This window comes from Stenotrophomonas sp. 22692 (assembly GCF_052045015.1).
GTDB lineage: Bacteria > Pseudomonadota > Gammaproteobacteria > Xanthomonadales > Xanthomonadaceae > Stenotrophomonas > Stenotrophomonas geniculata.
This window is the reverse complement of record NZ_JBQEMR010000001.1, coordinates 330,991-347,671: the sequence shown is the minus strand read 5'-3', so window position 1 is coordinate 347,671 and position 16,681 is coordinate 330,991. Positions and strand designations below refer to the sequence as shown.

Annotated in this window: 13 protein-coding genes; 2 read left to right on the top strand and 11 right to left on the bottom strand. The window is 66.4% G+C overall.

Features of this window, described 5'->3' with window-relative positions; all coding sequences use genetic code 11:
* Positions 1-31: 31 nt before the first annotated feature.
* From xylB to ACTJJM_RS01485, 5 genes are all read right to left on the bottom strand, one after another.
* The gene (gene xylB, locus ACTJJM_RS01505) at positions 32-1,525 is read right to left on the bottom strand and encodes a xylulokinase (protein ID WP_440865081.1); all 1,494 of its coding nucleotides are present in this window, start codon (positions 1,523-1,525) and stop codon (positions 32-34) included.
* A 162-nt stretch (positions 1,526-1,687) separates the two neighbouring features.
* Positions 1,688-3,220, bottom strand: coding sequence for a tryptophan halogenase family protein (locus ACTJJM_RS01500; protein ID WP_272773489.1), 1,533 nt, complete (start codon positions 3,218-3,220; stop codon positions 1,688-1,690).
* An 11-nt stretch (positions 3,221-3,231) separates the two neighbouring features.
* The gene (locus tag ACTJJM_RS01495; protein WP_109814146.1) at positions 3,232-4,254 is read right to left on the bottom strand and encodes a cupin-like domain-containing protein; all 1,023 of its coding nucleotides are present in this window, start codon (positions 4,252-4,254) and stop codon (positions 3,232-3,234) included.
* Between the two features lie 3 nt (positions 4,255-4,257).
* A complete protein-coding gene (locus ACTJJM_RS01490; protein ID WP_043395877.1) occupies positions 4,258-5,016 on the bottom strand; it encodes a SapC family protein in 759 nt (252 codons plus the stop codon).
* A 130-nt stretch (positions 5,017-5,146) separates the two neighbouring features.
* A complete protein-coding gene (locus tag ACTJJM_RS01485; RefSeq protein ID WP_440865080.1) occupies positions 5,147-8,275 on the bottom strand; it encodes a TonB-dependent receptor in 3,129 nt (1,042 codons plus the stop codon).
* Between the two features lie 423 nt (positions 8,276-8,698).
* Between ACTJJM_RS01485 and ACTJJM_RS01480 the strand changes: the two genes are divergently transcribed.
* On the top strand, positions 8,699-9,259 hold the full coding sequence (locus ACTJJM_RS01480) for a fasciclin domain-containing protein (RefSeq protein ID WP_043395883.1): 561 nt from the start codon (positions 8,699-8,701) through the stop codon (positions 9,257-9,259).
* 96 nt (positions 9,260-9,355) lie between these two features.
* Here the strand turns inward: ACTJJM_RS01480 and ACTJJM_RS01475 are convergent, their stop codons facing one another.
* Together ACTJJM_RS01475 and ACTJJM_RS01470 are read right to left on the bottom strand one after the other, a co-directional pair.
* A complete protein-coding gene (locus ACTJJM_RS01475) occupies positions 9,356-9,568 on the bottom strand; it encodes a hypothetical protein (protein WP_010485683.1) in 213 nt (70 codons plus the stop codon).
* Positions 9,569-9,674: 106 nt separating this feature from the next.
* Positions 9,675-10,856: a serine hydrolase domain-containing protein gene (locus ACTJJM_RS01470; RefSeq protein WP_440865079.1), complete on the bottom strand. Its 1,182-nt coding sequence runs from the start codon at positions 10,854-10,856 to the stop codon at positions 9,675-9,677.
* 294 nt (positions 10,857-11,150) lie between these two features.
* On the opposite strand from ACTJJM_RS01470, the gene ACTJJM_RS01465 reads away from it, so the two are divergent.
* A complete protein-coding gene (locus ACTJJM_RS01465) occupies positions 11,151-12,398 on the top strand; it encodes an arsenic transporter (protein WP_440865078.1) in 1,248 nt (415 codons plus the stop codon).
* A 24-nt stretch (positions 12,399-12,422) separates the two neighbouring features.
* On the opposite strand, the gene ACTJJM_RS01460 is transcribed toward ACTJJM_RS01465, so the two are convergent.
* From ACTJJM_RS01460 to ACTJJM_RS01445, 4 genes are all read right to left on the bottom strand, one after another.
* On the bottom strand, positions 12,423-13,856 hold the full coding sequence (locus tag ACTJJM_RS01460; protein WP_440865077.1) for an OprO/OprP family phosphate-selective porin: 1,434 nt from the start codon (positions 13,854-13,856) through the stop codon (positions 12,423-12,425).
* A 134-nt stretch (positions 13,857-13,990) separates the two neighbouring features.
* Positions 13,991-14,767: an ABC transporter permease gene (locus ACTJJM_RS01455; RefSeq protein ID WP_005409726.1), complete on the bottom strand. Its 777-nt coding sequence runs from the start codon at positions 14,765-14,767 to the stop codon at positions 13,991-13,993.
* Positions 14,751-15,584, bottom strand: a complete 834-nt coding sequence (locus tag ACTJJM_RS01450; RefSeq protein WP_057504056.1) for an ABC transporter ATP-binding protein — start codon at positions 15,582-15,584, stop codon at positions 14,751-14,753. Before ACTJJM_RS01450 ends, ACTJJM_RS01455 begins: the two co-directional genes overlap by 17 nt.
* A gap of 14 nt (positions 15,585-15,598) precedes the next feature.
* Complete coding sequence (locus ACTJJM_RS01445; protein WP_100445756.1) at positions 15,599-16,657, bottom strand: ABC transporter substrate-binding protein; 1,059 nt, start codon at positions 16,655-16,657, stop codon at positions 15,599-15,601.
* Positions 16,658-16,681 lie beyond the last annotated feature (24 nt).

The window sequence follows — 16,681 nt, the reverse complement described above, 5'->3', positions numbered from 1 at the left end:
TGTCGTTGTACGGGGTGTCGTGGAGGAGCCATCAGCCGCGCTGCAGCGGCGTGATGGCATCAAGATGACTGAGGAAGCGTGCGTAGGCCCGTGCATAGGCATCGCTGCGGTCCGGATCCGGGCGCGCGGAGAGCGTGGGATCGACGGTGACGTGCCGTGCGGTGATGTCGCTGATCGAAGTGGCGTTGCCCTGCGATCGGGCGAGCGACCACAGCGCCTGTAGCGCCGCTCCAAACGCCGCGCCTTCGGCCTGCACCGGGACCTCCACGGGCAGGCCGAACACATCGGCCACCAGTTGACGCCAGGCAGCGCTGTTGCTGCCACCGCCGGTGAGTACGATGCGATCAAACTGCATGCCCGCGCGGACGAAGGCGTCGTAGCCGTACCTCAGGCTGTAGGTCGCGCCCTCCATGGCGGCGCGGTAGAGGTGCGCCGGAGTGAAGTTGGCGGTGTCCAGGCCGGCCAGCACACCCTTGCCGAGCGGCAGGTCCGGCGTACGCTCGCCATTGAGGAAGGGCAGCATCACCAGCCCGCCTGCTCCCGGTGGCGTCGCGCGCAGGTGCGCATCGCCGTCGCGAGTGCTGAAGCCGAAGGCACGGGCCACCTGTTCGGTCGCCACGGTGCAGTTCATGGTGCAGATCAGCGGCAGCCATCCTCCCGTGGACGAGCAGAACGCGGCCCAGGCGCCGTCCGCGTCGATCACCGGCGCGCTGGAATAGGCGAACAGCGTTCCAGACGTTCCCAGGCTCATCGCCAGGCGTCCTTCGGTGACGCAGCCGGTGCCGATCGCCGCCATCATGTTGTCGCCGCCGCCAACGGCCACCTTCACCGCCGTCGGCAGCCCCAGCGCGGCTGCCGCAGCAGGCGCGATATCGAACAGCGCATCGGGTGATGCGATGGGCGGCAGGCAGGCGGCAAGATCACGATCAGGGTCGGTTGCGCGCAGCAGCTGCTGCGACCAGGTGCGTGTGCGCACGTCCAGCCAACCGGTTCCAGACGCATCGCCAAGCTCGCAGAACCGCTGCCCCGTCAGCACGAAGTTCAGATAGTCGTGTGGCAGCAGGATGGTCGCCATCCGCGCGTAGGCGTCGGTACGGTGGACCCGGGTCCAGGGCAGCTTGGACGCTGTGTAACCGGCCAGGATCGGGTTGCCCGCCAACGCGATGGTCCGTTGCAACCCGCCCACGGCGTCCATGATCTGGATGCACTCGGCCGAGGTGCTGGTGTCGCACCACAGCTTGGCCGGCGCCAGTACTTCACCAGCATCATCAACCGGCACGAACCCATGCTGCTGGCCCGATACCGCCAGCGCGACGATGCGAGCGCGCAGCGAGGGATCGATCCGGGCAAAGCAGTCGCGCAGGGCCGACACCCAGTCGGCAGGCGCCTGTTCACGGCTGCCGTCGGTGCCGCTGTCCAGCGCGAGCGGCGCGCTGGCCGAGGCCACAACCGCCTGCTTCCGCGGGTCATAGACCAGCACCTTCAGGCTCTGCGTCCCTGCATCGATTCCTGCAACCAGACCCATCGAAACCGCCTCCATTCAAAAAAGGTAGCGCTAACATTCCGTGGACTCAAAAAAGGGGCGTGATGTTCAGCCCCTCCTTGCCACCGCTCGCGTCATCGCCACCGGTGTTGCCGCACTGTAACCAGCTGCAGCGGAAAAAGCGTGCTGCAACGCAAAACCCTGCTACGCGTTTGCTGCCGTCGAACGCCACACGTCAACGCCGGACCTGCAGTACTGCGCGATGAACTCCGCCTGCGTCGGCATCTGCGCGGCGGCCTGCTGCACCGGCTGCTGGATGCCCTTCAACAGGGTGCGCAGATCGGCGTCGCTCACTGCCCGCGCCAGCGGGTGGGCAGGACCGGGCGCGATGCCCTGCCCGAGCAGCACGCTGGTCCACGATTCCACGCGGAACAGCTCGCCGGGGTCCTGCCAGGCGTGTGCGCGCTCGCGCCACGCCTGCAGCCGCTGCTGCAGCGATTCGGGCACGCGCATTTCGCGACACGCCTTCCACATCGGTTCGGTGCGCTGCGTTGCGTGATAGTGCAGGATGATGAAGTCGCGCACGTGCTCCATTTCCTGGCGGCTGACATCGTTGTACAGCTTCACCAGCGACGCACGGATGCCGTCGAACGGGAACAACTGGATCAGGCGCACCACCGCGCTGATCGTCAGATGGATGCTGGTCGACTCCAGTGGCTCGATGAAACCGCTGGCCAGCCCGAGCGACACCACGTTCCCGTTCCAGGCCTTCAGCCGGCGCCCGCTGCGGAACGGCACCTTCCATGGATCGCGCAAAGGTGGGGCCCCGGCATCGCGCAGCAGCTTCGCTGCGGCCTCGTCATCGGACAGGTGGCGGCTGTCATACACCAGCCCGCAGCCAACGCGGTGCTGCAGCGCGATGTGCCAGCGCCACCCCGCTTCGTGGGCGATCGCGCGGGTATAGGGAACCGGCGGCGCCACCGCTTCGGTCTGCACCGCCACGGCCCGATCGCACGGAAGCCATTCGTGCCAGTCCTCGTAGCCGGTGCCCAGCGCCTGCTCGATCAGCAGGCCACGGAACCCTGTGCAGTCGATGAACAGATCGCCCTCGATCACCTGGCCGTCGTCCAGCACCAGCGCCTGCACCGAGCCGTCGTGTGCGTGCTGCCTGACCAGGGCGATCCTGCCTTCGATCCGGCGCAGGCCGTGGGCCTCGGCCCTGTGGCGCAGGAACCGCGCATACAGGCTGGCATCGAAATGATATGCATAGCTGGCCTGCGGCTGGGTTTGCAGCGAGAAGCGGTCGCCACGCGAGGCGATGCTCTCCAGGCAGAAGTCGCCCAGGTCCGAGGGCATGCCGCGGCGCAGGCTGTCCAGCCAGAAGTGATGGAAGGGAGCCGCCCAGGTGCCATGGCCGATGGTGCCGAACGGATGGAAGAAGCGATCCCCGGGCAGCCGCCAGTTCTCGAACGAGATCGACAGCTTGAAGGTACCGGCCACCGCGCGCAGGAACTCCTGCTCGTCGATCTGCAGGAAGCGATGGAAGGTGCGGATCGGCGGCACGGTGGACTCACCGACGCCGACCGTGCCGATCTGCTCGGACTCGACCAGCGTGATCTGCAGTTGGTCGCGGAACTGATGCGCCAGCGCGCAGCCGGCCAGCCATCCCGCTGTACCGCCACCGGCAATGACCACTTTACGGATGCGCCCTGCAGGCGTGCTCTCGGTATCCAACACGGTGCCCTCTCTCAACGGTTGAGCCTGCCCAGCAGCATCGCGCGCATGCGGCGGGCGCGCTGCTCGTCGAACGGTGCCAGATCCCCGCGCGCCGTGTCAGGCAGGTGCTGCCCGGCGCGCTCGCCGGGGCCGAATACGTAGTATCGGAAGAGCCCTTCCCAGGCCTGCTTCTCACGCGCTGGCAGGTCGCGCACGGACCACATCGCGTGCTGTAGCGCCGCCAGAGGCGCCCCCAGCCAGGCCGGCGAGCTTCGCCACCAGTAGTTCACCAGCACGTTGAACGGTTCCAGGCTGCGTACATGGTGCCACCACATGCTGGGAATGAAGATCGCATCGCCCGGCCCAAGTACCGCCCTGCGTGCATGCGCCAGCGCGTCGCGGAAGCGTGGATGCCGACCGAAGTCGGGGTGTTCGAAGTCCACCACGCTGACCACCTGTCCACCCGGCGTGGGATCGAGCGGACCCGGATAGAGGTTGTCGATCTGGGCGGGCGGGAACAGCGTGAACTCGCGCTGCCCCACCGCGCAGCAGGCGAGGTTGTCGGGTGTGTCGAAATGGCACGAGGCCGTCACCCGGTTGCCGATCCAGATGCTGGCGGTGGCGTCGATGCCCTGCTTCGCCAGCCCGGCGTCGTTGGCCTGCGCGAATGCCGGCAGCAGGGCCCGCTCGATCGGCAGCGAGGCCACGTAATAGGTTGGCGGCCGCGGCGCATGCAGCGTCGTGGCGATCTCTTCCAGCACCTGGGCCAGCAGGCCACGCCGCACTTCGAAGTTCAGCCGGGTGAAGTCCGCGCTGTAGAACGGGCGGCCTGCGATCTCGGGGCCGCCGAACGAGTACTGGATGGGCGCACCCGCATCGACGCTGCACAGGTACACCATCGCGTCGTGCACGCCGCCCAGTCCGGCCTGGACCAGTGGCCAACCGCTGGCGATGCCGCGCAGTACGACCGGCTCACCGGCGTCCACCAGGTCAGCCAATGGCAACGCGGCAGGATCGATGCCTTCCAGGATCCGCATCGGCAGGCTGGCGTGCACCGGTCAGTTCCTGACCGCCTGCGTGGTGCCGTCCTGGACGCGGAGACGGCGCTGCTTCTCGGCGATCAGGCGGCGCATGTTATGCAGCGAGGCAAGCATCAGGTACGCACCTTCCAGGTAACCGGCGCGGTTCAACGCAGCCAGGCGTGAACTGTCCAGCGCCGCCAGGCGCTCGCGGTCAATGCCGTGCAATCCGCTCACGCCCACGCGGTGATGCGGCGCGAGCTGCACATCAAGCGTCACCGGCTGGATGAGCCCGCAGTCGTCAAGCATCGTGAACATATTGGCCGCGAAGGCACTCCCCTCGTGGATGCCGCGCAGCACGCCGGCGATGTGGTCCAGGTAGGGCGTGTTGCCGCCCTGCGGCAGGAACACCGGCTCACCGGCGCCGGCGGTGACGCGCGGATGGTCCAGGTCCACGTGCATCACCGCATCCTGGGTGAGCACGCCATCCACGTAGTGCTCCTGGAACCCGATCAGGAACGGCCCTTTGGCGGCCGCGCCAGGCAGGTAGGAGGCATTCCAGCGCCCGTCCTGCAGGAACAGGTTCTCGTGTTGTTCGAAACCCAGCAGGGCCACGGACTGCCACGCTTCCGTCCCGGTTTCCCTTCGCAGGAAGATCGGATACTCACGCTGCAGTTCAGCGAACTCGCTGGGATAGGCCGGCACCATGCCCACCGCATCGCCGAACTGCGGCCCGAAGCCGGTGGCGACCTTCAGGTCCCGATGCGCGATGTTGTTGAGCATTTCATAGCGGGCCATCAGGATATCCAGTCCAGCGCGGGGTGGCTGGACAGCAGGGTAGCGCAGGCGCGACAGGTGCGGCGACACCGTCCCGGCACGGCACCGCTGGCGGGCAGCGGTGCCGTGCCGGACGCATCGGCAACCAGGCTCAGAACTTGTAGCGGACGCCCAGCATGTAGCGCGGGCTCTGGTCTGCCAGCTTGACAATCATCTGCGACGTGCGCGAGCGCCACCGCACATCCTCACCGGTCAGGTTGATCGCCTCCAGGCTGAAGGACCAGTGGTCATCGAGCGCGTAGTTGACGCTGAGATCCCACTGCTCGTACGGCTCCACATAGTACGGATTGCGGCTGGAGCCCTGGTTGGCCAGGATCAGGTACTGATCGCGCCAGTTCCATGCCAGTCGCACCGACCACCCGTACTTCTCGTACATCAGCATGGCGTTGGCGGTGTCGCTCAGGCCGGTGAGCGAGAACTGGTCGATACCCGGATCGCCGCCGTTGTTGTAGCCGACATCACCTTTCACCACCGTGTAGTTGGCCAGTACGCCGAACCCGGTGTCACCGAAGAAGTACTGCCCGCCCAGCTCCCAGCCGTGCAGCTTGGACTTGTTCTGGTTGATCGGGCGATTGACGTTGAACTGGTACAGCGGATCGTTGGCCTGCCCATACAGATCGTAGGCCGCTTCGGTGGCCAGGACCTGCGCATCGGTTCCGTTGTAGGCGCCCAGGCCGGCAGGATTGTTGCGCAGCAACGCCAGTGCGGTGAACAGCGAGGTGTCGTTGGCCGAGCAGGCGGCTGCGTTGGCCGGCCCGACCTGGGCGACGCAGGCGCCGCTGGTCAGGAAGTCCAACGCCGCCCGCGCATCCGGCCCGGAGGTCGGGTCGGTGAGGCCGTACAGGCTTTCCTGGACGACGGTGTTGCCGATGAAGTTGCTGACCGACTTGTTCCAGTAGGTCAATGACACATAGCTGGCATCGGCGAAGTACCACTCCAACCCCAGGTCGAGGTTGTCCGATTCCAGCGGCTTCAGGCTCGGGTTCTGGGAATTGCCGCTGGCGCGCGACGAGGGATCGATCAGCACCGAGCCGAACGGTTGCTGGGCCCCGGGTCCTGCATAGAGATTGCCGTACGGCGCGCGGGCGATGCTTTTGCCGAACGACACACGGCCCTTCAGTTCCTCGGTGAGGTCGATGCTGAAATCAAGGTTGGGCAGGATGTAGCTGTACCGCGCCTTTTCCGTGAAGGGCTGCTGCTCATCGGACAGCACGATGCGGAAATCGTTGTTGGCCTGCCACTCGATGGACTCGGGAACGGCAATGACCGAGGTCGACATCACGTCGGTGGTTTCATAGCGCACGCCCAGGCGCGTGTTGGTGCGCATGCCCCCCAGTTCCCCGTCCAGCTCTACCTGGAAGTACGCCGCCTTGGTCTTCTCTTCCACGAAATTGTCGGCCGCGCGTTGCGGGTTCACACCCAGGCCAACGCCGTACTCGCGCGACGCCCATTGCGCGAGCTGCCCGGCATTGCCGCGCCAGGCCGGCCAGCTGTTTGCACTGTAGTCGTCGAACAAGCCGACGATGCTGACCGGTTGAAGCAGGTCCATCAGGCCCGCGGCGGTATCCCGGTCCACGTTGGCCACGCCCCAGTCGCCCAGGGTGGAGTAGGCCTCGGCGGCCTGGATGCGGTGGGTGGTGGACTTGTTGGTGTCCACGCCGAACTGGAAGCGGCCGTGGTCGAAGTTCCATTCGCCATCGACGCGCGCCTGCTTGATCTCGCTGATCTGGGTCTGCGCGTTGACGCGCAGCACCTGCGTGCCAACCTCGCCTTCCTGGAAGCCCGGATTGACCACGCCATTGGTCCCGGCGACCGCATCGGCGGTGCTGGGATACCAGACCTGGGTGCCAACCGGCAGGCCATTGTTGAAGTTCAGCTCCTGCACCCAGGAGCCACCGCAATGCGGGCCACGGGTACAGTTGTTGGTGCCGGCGATGCTCATGAAGATCGAACCACCGCCGGTCAGCGGATCATTCGGGCGGCTCTCGTTCTTCGAGTTGTGCGCATCGAAGCTGAGCTTGAAGCGGTCGCTGACATTCCAGACGGCGTTGAAGCCCAGCGAACCCAGCTTGTACTCCTGCATGCTGCGCTGCTGTTCCAGGCCGAAATCCTTGGTGCCGGCGATTTCGCGGATGTATACCGGCGTCGCGACGGCGCCACTGGTGTCGAACTCGACGTTGGTGTAGTTGCTGTTCTGCAACCACATGCCCTGCTCGCCGCGATTCTCGGTGATCTCGTTGGTCGAGTAGGTGTAATCCACGGTCAGGGTCAGGCTGTCCGTCGGCGCGAACTGCAGCACGGCCTGGCCGTTGACGCGTTCGCGCTCGAATTCGGAGAACGCGTAGCGCAGGTCATTGGGCCGCGCGTAAAGCTGGCCGACGGCCGGAGCATTGACCACGGTCGGGTTGCCCGGCATCGACCCTGTCCACGGCTGCACGTTCCAGTAGTTCTCCGTGGCCTGCACCGAGCCACCCTTGCGCTTCTGCTGGCTCGCGCTGAGGCTGACGCCAAAGGTCTTTTCCGGATTGCTGTAACTGAAGATGCCCGACAGCTCCGGTGTCAGGTCATTGTCGAACGGCTGGCTCTGGTCGGACACCAGCTTCGCCCCGGCGCTGGCCACGATGCCGGCGTGATCGAGCGGACGCGAGGTCAGGATGTTGATCGTCGCACCGATGCCACCGCTGGGCACCTGTGCCTGGCTGGTCTTGTAGACCTCGATGCCATTGATGGCCTCGGCGGCCAGTTGCGCGAAATTGAAGGCGCGGGTGCCGCCGTCGACACCGCCGATGGCCACCTGTCCGGAGGCACCGAACGCGTCCGCGCCCGGCATCTGCCGACCGTTGAGCGTGACCATGTTGAACTGCGGACCGAAGCCACGCGCGGTCACCTGCGCGCCCTCGCCGTCACGGCGCTCGATGGAGATGCCGGTGATGCGCTGCAACGACTCGGCAAGATTGGTATCGGGGAACTTGCCGATGTCCTCGGCACTGATCGCGTCGACCACGCCCGCCGAGTCGCGCTTGATGTCCATGGCCTGGCTCAGGCTGTTGCGTATGCCCGTGACCTGCACTGCATCAAGCTGGGTGGGTTGCGACTGGCTCTGCGGCTGCGGCCCGGTCGCCGGTGCGGCGTCCTGCGCAAAGGCGGGATTGATGACCAGGGCACCACCCACGAAGGTGAACATGGCCCGGGACCGGAACTTCGCCAACGCGCGGCTCATGAACCGGACCTCGGGCCCGGGGTGCCACGGAAACTGCAGGTGCTCATGAAAGTCCCCTCTGACATACGATCGAATGGATGTACCGCCCCCTCCCAGGGGCACGCACGGGCGTGGCCCGCATTCCAAACCGAACAGCACGGGTGCTCGGGCACGCCGCGACTTACACTTGCTTTTCAAGCCTGCCAGGACAAACACGCGGCAAAGAAGGCAGCCTCCCGGACCCTGGATCCCCGTCCGACTGGTAGCGCTACCATCGCGTTGCAGCGGAGAGTAATCACCGAGGTTCGCCGTTGTCACCATGCAGCGCAGCAAAACCGGCAGCGCACGAAACAGCTGCTGACTCGGCCGTTGCTGCATCCGGTCACGCTCGCCCGCCGTAGGAAAGATGCCCGCGCTTGCGGGTCATCCAGAAAGGAACGCACCGTGAACGCTCTTCAGCGCATCGCCGCCGCAGTCGGCTTCGCCGTACTCGTTTCGTCCGGCTCCTCAGTTTTCGCCGCCAACACCGTCATCGTGGGCGGGGCAGAAATGTACCCCACCAGGACCATCGTCGAGAACGCCGTCAATTCCAAGGATCACACCACGCTCGTTGCAGCGGTCAAAGCAGCCGGCCTGGTCGACACCCTCAACGGCACCGGGCCCTTCACTGTTTTCGCGCCCACCAATGCGGCCTTCGAAAAACTGCCTGCAGGCACTGTCGATACGCTGGTGAAGCCGGAAAACAAGGCACGGTTGACCCGGATCCTGACCTACCACGTCGTCCCGGGCAGCTACAGTTCGGCCCAGCTTCTGGCCGATGCCCGCAAGCACGGCGGCAAGGCCACCCTGAAGACCGTACAGGGTGAGCCTCTCACCGTGGCGCTCCACGATGGCAAGCTCTGGGTGATCGATGCAGAGGGTGGCAAGGCAGGCATCAGCGTTGCAGATGTCAGCCAGTCCAACGGCGTCATCCACGTGGTCGACACCGTGCTGATGCCCAAGTAGGCGTCCTCATGCAACGGGCATCCGGCGCGATGCCCGTTGCCCGGGCCGGTCATTCCGCCGTCAGCATGCGGATGCCCGGCCGGCATGGCGCAGTGGCTACCACACCGGTCCCAGCAGCTTCGTCACTTCGGCCTCCAGTTTCTGCGCGGCCTCGTCCTGGGAGGCGACCTTGATGCACAACCCCGACTGTGCCGGTCCCGGCACCAGCTGGTAGCGGTTGATGGTGCCGCCACCTTCACCGTCCAGCGCTACCCGCGCCACTACCGTTCGGCCATTGGCGTGGAAGGTCCAGTCCTGATAATCAAACATGCTTCAGTAGGTGTGCGGCCAAGATGTCATCCCACTTTAGGCGGCACGACAGTGAAGAACGCTCCAGGAAGATGTTCAGCGCGCGTGGACATGATGACGACAGGGCCTATTGCAGTGTCCGCGCCAACTGCAGGACATCGGTGAAGAAGGAGGGATAGTCGTCCTGTGGAGCGCTGTGGCTCTCGCGCCGGTGGATCAGGCGCACTGCGACGACACGCTGTTCCGGGATGATCATCATGTATTGGCCCAGGTAGCCGTTGGCGGCGAAGCCGACGACCGGCCCACGTGTGATGTCGTAGAGATCGGCAAGCTTCAGCCCTCGCCCGGAGATCTGGCTGCCGTAACGCTGCGACCAGTCCGCGCCCAACTGATCGGCAAGGAAGGCCACCAGCGCGCTGCGGCTTTCGAATGCACGCCCTGCACTGGCCTGCAGTGCGCGCTGCACGTCGTCGTCCACCCTCCTTTGCACCAGCAGATCCTGTAGCCGGGGCTTGAGCTGGTAGCGTTCCCAGGCCGGTACCCGCCACCACAGCAGCCCGACATCTGGCGCACGGGCGCTTTCGGTCGTCATCAACGCGACCGACTGCTCACTCAGGAGACGTTTGCCATCCGGCGCCACGCCTCCTTCCAGCAACAGTTGCCCGATGGCGGCAAGATCGGCCGCGCGCAGGGACAGCCCGGCCATGCCCAGCGGGGTGCCTGCCTCATCCTTCATCCAGGTGTAGTGGGCAATGCCCAGGGGCTTGAACAGGCGCGCGTCAACATAGGCATCCAGCGGCTCGCCTGCCAGGCGCTCGACAATACCGGGCAGCAGGTTGGTGGCCTTGTTGTTGTAGGAGAACACGGTACCCGGGGCATCGCTCAGCTCGGCGGCCAGTGCCAGCCTGACCAGGTCCGGGGCCCCTTCCAGCTCTTCGCCCGCGTTCGCCACGTTCTGCAGGCCCGAGGTATGGTCCAGCAGCATGCGCACGGTAATGGCGCTCTTCCTGCCCTGCTTCCATTCGGGATAGATCTGGCTGACCGGCGTATCGATCGAAGCCAGCTTTCCTTCGTCCAGCAGCAACGCAATGGCCAGCGCGACGACCGACTTGGTGGCCGACATCAGGTGAACCGATTCCTGCCCCGCGGCGGGCTTCAGCTCAAGCAGCGTTTCCCGGTCGTGCACCACCAGGACCGCATCGGAATGCGCGGCGCGCGCGTTGCGCTCGATCGCGGCAAGGGCTTCGGCACGCGTCGCCGCTTGGGTGGGCCCGGCGATGCCGAACACCAGGGCCAGGGCGCAGGACAACCAGCAGGATCTTGGCATCGCAATCTCGTCCAATGAGCGTGTGTGCAGTTTGACTACATGTGTAGTCAAACTGCAGTGCCTGAAGTCATGCCGCGCTTGAGTGCTGAAGGTGGGCTGGGCGCCGCTCCGGCCCACCTGCAGCGCGGTCGACTGCAGCGGTCGCCATGCCGCGCCGCACGGTATGATGCGGCGACCCGGAACCTGCGATGATTGCAGCGGCCGCCCATCCGCTGATCGCGCGCGCCAGGACCCCCTGCGCCGGGGTCGCTGCCGGTGCCGCTGAAGCCCCACTCCATGCTCGCCCCCCAAGCCCCCCTCGTGATCTGGGCAGCGGTCGCCGTTGCCACCATCGGCCTGCTGTTCCGTCCTTTCCGCATCCCCGAATATGTGTGGGCGTTGTGCGCTGCCGCCCTCTTGCCGTTGCTGGGCGCGGTGTCGCTGCACACCGCATGGAGCGCGGTGGCCGAAGGCCGCGACGTCTACCTTTTCCTGGTCGGCATGATGATGCTGGCCGAACTGGCGCGGCGCGAAGGCCTGTTCGATTGGGTGGCGTTGTACGCGGTCCGGCATGCGGGCGGATCCGGGCGACGCCTGTTCGACCTGGTGTTCCTGGTCGGCACGCTGGTGACGGTGTTCCTGTCCAACGATGCAACGGCCGTGGTGCTGACCCCGGCGGTCTACGCCGCCTGCAAGGCAGCGCGCGCCAATCCCCTGCCCTACCTGTTCGTCTGTGCATTCATCGCCAATGCGGCCAGCTTCGTGCTGCCCATTTCCAATCCGGCCAACCTGGTGGTGTACGGCCAGCACATGCCGCCGCTGCTGCAGTGGCTGGCGCAGTTCGCGCTGCCGTCGGCGGCGGCGATCGGTGCCACCTACCTGGTCCTGCGCTGGGTGCACCGGCGCGAGATCGCCCAGCCGCTGGTGGCCGCGCCGGCGCATCGCCCGTTGACCGACGGCGGCCGGCTGAGCGCACTGGGCGTGCTGTTCACCGGCACCGTGTTGCTGGTCACGTCCGCCTTGAACGGGCCATTGGGCCTGACCACGTTCTGCGCGGGCACGCTGAGTGTGGCGGTGGTGGCGATCCGTCAGCGGCGCAGCCCGCTGCCACTGCTTCGCCACGTGTCCTGGGGCGTGCTGCCGCTGGTGGCGGGACTGTTCGTGCTGGTGGAAGCGGTGGCGCAGACCGGTGTCATCCAGACCGCGGCCAGCGCCCTGCAGGCCCTGGCGCAGGCATCTCCCCGCCAGGCCAGCTGGCTGGCCGGTGGCGCGGCTGCGCTGCTGAGCAACGTAGCCAACAATCTGCCGGTCGGCCTGGCCGCCGGTTCGCTGGGGCAGATGGCCGACCTGCCGGCGCAGACCCGTGCCGCATTGCTGGTCGGTGTGGATCTGGGACCCAACCTGTCGGTCACCGGTTCGCTGGCGACGATGCTGTGGCTGGTGGCGCTGCGCCGCGAGGGCGAGCATGTCAGCGCGCTCGACTTCCTGCGCGTCGGCGCGCTGGTGATGCCGCCGGCGTTGATCGGAGCGTTGCTGCTGCTCTGATCGGCGCGCGAGCGGCATGCGCTTCTAGAATGCCACCTGCAGGCGGGTATTGAAGGTGGTGCCTTCATCCCTGCCCTGGCCGGTGCCGCTGCGGTTGCGGGTCTGCCAACGGATCGCCTCGAACATCACGCGGCTGAAGTCGTTGAGATACCAGTTCGCACCCAGCGTCCACGCGTGGCCGGTACCGCCACTGGGCAGCTCGGCATAGTCCACATCCTCGTAGCGCCCCTTCAGTTCCCATGCCCCGGCGCCGCCGCGGGTGACAGGATCGGCCACCTTGACCCGGCCCCAGGTGCCGGCCTTGCCCGAATAGGCCGGCCTTGCACCGGCCAGGAACCAGCCAGCCGAAATCGCCCAGGCCTGGTGGTCCAGATCGTAGCGCCCGCTGGCGTCGGCCCCGCGCAGGTTGCGCGTACCCCATTCGCCGGTCGCCCAGGCCGGCCCGAAGAAGCCTGCCAGTTCCGCGCCATGGGCCGTGCTGCGCTCGGCGCCCAGCAGTGTGCCCGGCGCGATCTTGACCAGGTCGTTGAAGTGCCCGGCGATGGCCGAACTGCGGACGACGCCGCTGGCCCCTGCGGCGATCTCCTCATGGAAGGCCCAGGCCCCCAGGTGCACCGTGACCGCTTCGTTGGCCACCGGGTTCCAATGCACGCGCGTGGCCCAGGTCTGGCTGTCGTTGTCGGTGCCGGTGTTGTTGAGATCGTTGCCGGCCACCGACAGGCTGGCATGCCAGTCCTTGCCGTACACGCGCTCGGTCAGGCCGACACCGAACAGGCCGCGCTGCGGCAGCATCAGCGTGCCGACCACGTTGCGGTCCTGGAACGGCGTGTTGGACGTGCTGCTGGAGCCGTCGATACCCCGGTCGTTGAGGCGGTTGCCCACGGTCAGGTCGGCCGGCAGCCCGAACAGGCGGTGGTCCACGGTGGTGTAGACCGACTTCCACGCCACCGCGTTGTCGGCGAAGTCACCTTCCACCGCCCAGCCGAGGATGCCGTAGCGGCCTTCGGCGCCCAACCGCACCGAGCGGATCTCGGTACCGGAGATGTTGCGGTCACTCACTGAGGACCCATCGGTGCTGGATGCGTCGACGAACAGGCGTCCGCGCGGACGGAACACCACGCTGCCATCGGCACTGCTGAATTCCGGTGCGCCCTTGGACCAGGTGACCTTGGGCGCCTTGGCCTGGCTGGATTCCAGTGCGGCAATGCGGGTGTCCAGCGCGGGAGCCTGCGTTGCGACCGCCGCGCCGGAAGTGCCGCGCCCGCCTTCCACGGCACGCAGGCGCGCCTCCAACTGCTGGATCTGCAGCGCCTGCTGCTGCACCAGGCTTGAGAGTTCGGCCTGGCTCAGTGGTGCGGGAGGGGACGAAACAGCCTGGGCGCCAACATGGCCACTGGCCAACAGCAGGCCAAGCGCGACCGGCAGCACTGCCAGCGGCAGCACGGTGGAATGATTCATGGGCTCTCTCTCCGGCCAGCCGGCCCCCTGGCCCGGCGCTGGCCTGTTGCGGTGGTGCGGGGGAAGATCGGGGGAGGAAGTGCGCGCCGCCGGATCGGTCCGGCGGCGCGGCGGGCCGGCTCAGCGCGGCCGGTTCAGCTGGTGGCCTGTGCCTGGGCGTTGGGACGCCAGGTGATCAGCTTGTTCTCGACCACGTCCAGCAGGGCGTCGATGACCAGCACGAAGGCGGCCAGGATGATGATGCCGGCGAACACGCCCACGGCATTGAAGTTGCCCTCGGCCTGCGCGATCAAGTAACCCAGGCCCGCCGAGGCCCCGAGGTACTCACCGATGATCGCGCCGACCACCGCGAAGCCCACCGAGGTGCGCAGCGAGGACAGGATCCAGCTGGCTGCTGCAGGGAAGTAGACATGGCGCAGCAGGTCGCTACGGCTTGCGCCCAGGATGCGGGCATTGGCCAGCACCACCGGATTCACCTCGCGCACGCCCTGCATGGCATTGAAGAACGTGGTGAAGAACACCAGGGTGACCGCCAGCGCCACCTTCGACCACAGGCCCAGCCCCAGCCACAACACGAAAATCGGCGCCAGTACTACGCGCGGAATTGCGTTGAAGCCTTTGATGAAGGGGTCGAGGATGCGCGCCGAGCGTCGGCTCAGGCCCAGCCACACGCCGCCAGCCACACCCAGGCCGGTGCCAATGATGTAGCCCAGCGCGGTTTCGGTCAGGGTGATGTAGACGTGCTGGTAGAACGAGGTGTCGGACAACCAGGTCCAGGCCTGCTGCACGATCGCTGTCGGCGAAGGGAAGAAGAACGGATCGATCACGCCCAGCGCGATACCGCCTTCCCAGCCGCCGAACACGGCGACCACCAGGGCCAGCTGGATGAACTTGTCAGTCTTGGCGTGCATAGCTCTTCTCCACTTCGCCGCGCAGGCAGGCCCAGATGTCGCGGTACAGGTCGGTGAAACGGTCATCCAGCTTGATCTCGGCCACATTGCGCGGACGCTCCAGATCCACGTCGAAGCTGCGCACCACGCGGCTGGCTGGGCCGGAGGACAGCACCACCACGCGATCCCCCAGGGCGATCGCTTCTTCCAGATCGTGGGTGATCAGGATCACCGAGCGCCGGTCCTCCTGCCACAGGCGCAGCAGCTCGTTCTGCATCAGGTGCCGGGTGTGGATGTCCAGCGCCGAGAACGGTTCATCCATCAGGATCACCTTCGGCTCGACGATCAGCGCCTGCGCCATCTGCACACGCTTGCGCTGACCACCGGACAGCTGATGGGGGTAGCGATGCTCGAAACCGGCCAGGCCGACCTTGGCCAGCCACGCGTTGGCCTTGGCCTTGCGTTCGGCTTCGGGCACGCCGCGGAAGCGCAGGCCGAGTTCAACATTCTGGTAAGCCGTCTTCCACGGCAGCAGCGCATCCTGCTGGAACAGGTAGCCGACCGACTCCTGCACACCGCTGACAGTGCGGCCATCGATGGCTACTTCTCCGGAGGACGGTTTCAACAGCCCCGCCACGGAATTGAGGATGGTGCTCTTGCCGCAGCCGGTCGGGCCGACGATGGCAAGGAACTCGCCGTCACCCACCTGGATGTCGACATCACGCACGGCGGTGAATTCGCCGAAGGACATGGTCACCTTGTTGAGGGCGACCATGGTCTGTGCAGGCTCCAGCTGCGGCGCGCCGTTGAGCTGGCGCACGGTGGCATTGAGGGCCATGGGGTTACCTCCGCTTACGGTTGGGCCGCCGGCGCCGCAGCGTTGGCACGCTCGACGAAGGCATTGGTGTAGGTCCTGGACAGATCGATGTTGGCCTTGGCCACATCCGTGTTGAACTCGCGCAGCACCTTCAGTGGGGTTTCCAGGTCGGCCGGCGTGAAGTGACCGTCCCGGGTAAAGATCGCGCGGGCGTTCTCCACCGCGCGGGCATAGGTGGCGCGGTCGCCGGAGACGTAGCTGTCCGGCAGGGCCGCGACGATCTCCTCGGCGCTGTTGTCGGCGATGAACTTCAGCGCCATCTGCTCGGCCCGGGCAATCTTCGCGGCCGCCTCCGGTCGCTTGTCCAGGAAGCTCTGGTTGGCGTACATCACCGAGGTCGGGTACAGGCCGCCATAGACCTGGCGGGCGCCGTCATCGCTGCGCGCGTCGAGGAGGATCTTCCCGACCTTGCGCTCGGTGATCAGGGTGGCGGCCGGGTCGTAGTTGACCAGCAGGTCGATCTTGCCCTGCTCCAGCGCGGCGACCGCTGCGGCGCCCGAGCCGACGCCGATCAGCGAGATGCTGTCGGCCGGAATATCGTGCTGGGCGAGGAAGTGACGGACGAAGAAGTCTGACGAGGAGCCCGGTGCGGTGATGCCGACCTTCTGGCCCTTGATGGTGTCCGGGCGGGCCGGATCGAAGGTGGCATCCTCGCGGCCGGCCATCACCAGGCCGGAGTTGCGCGAGAGCAGCACGAAGGCCACCACGTCCTTGCCCTTGGCCTGCATCTGGATGGTGTGGTCGTAGAAGCCGACGGCCACGTCGGTGGAATTGGCCACCAGCGCCTGCAGTACCTTGGAGCCGCCTTGGGCGAAGTTCTCGGTCTTCACTTCGAGACCGACATCCTTGAAATAGCCCTTTGCGTCGGCGATGAAGAACGGCAGGTTGTTGAGGTTGTAGGAGCCGACGCTGATGCGTACCGGTGCATTGTCACCACCGCCGGCGGATGCGCCTTCGGTGCGCCCGCTGTTGCTGCATCCGGCCGCGGCCAGACCAGCCGCGCACAGCGCGGCCATCAAGAACTGCTTGTACATCATCCCTCCCAGGAGTGAAGCATC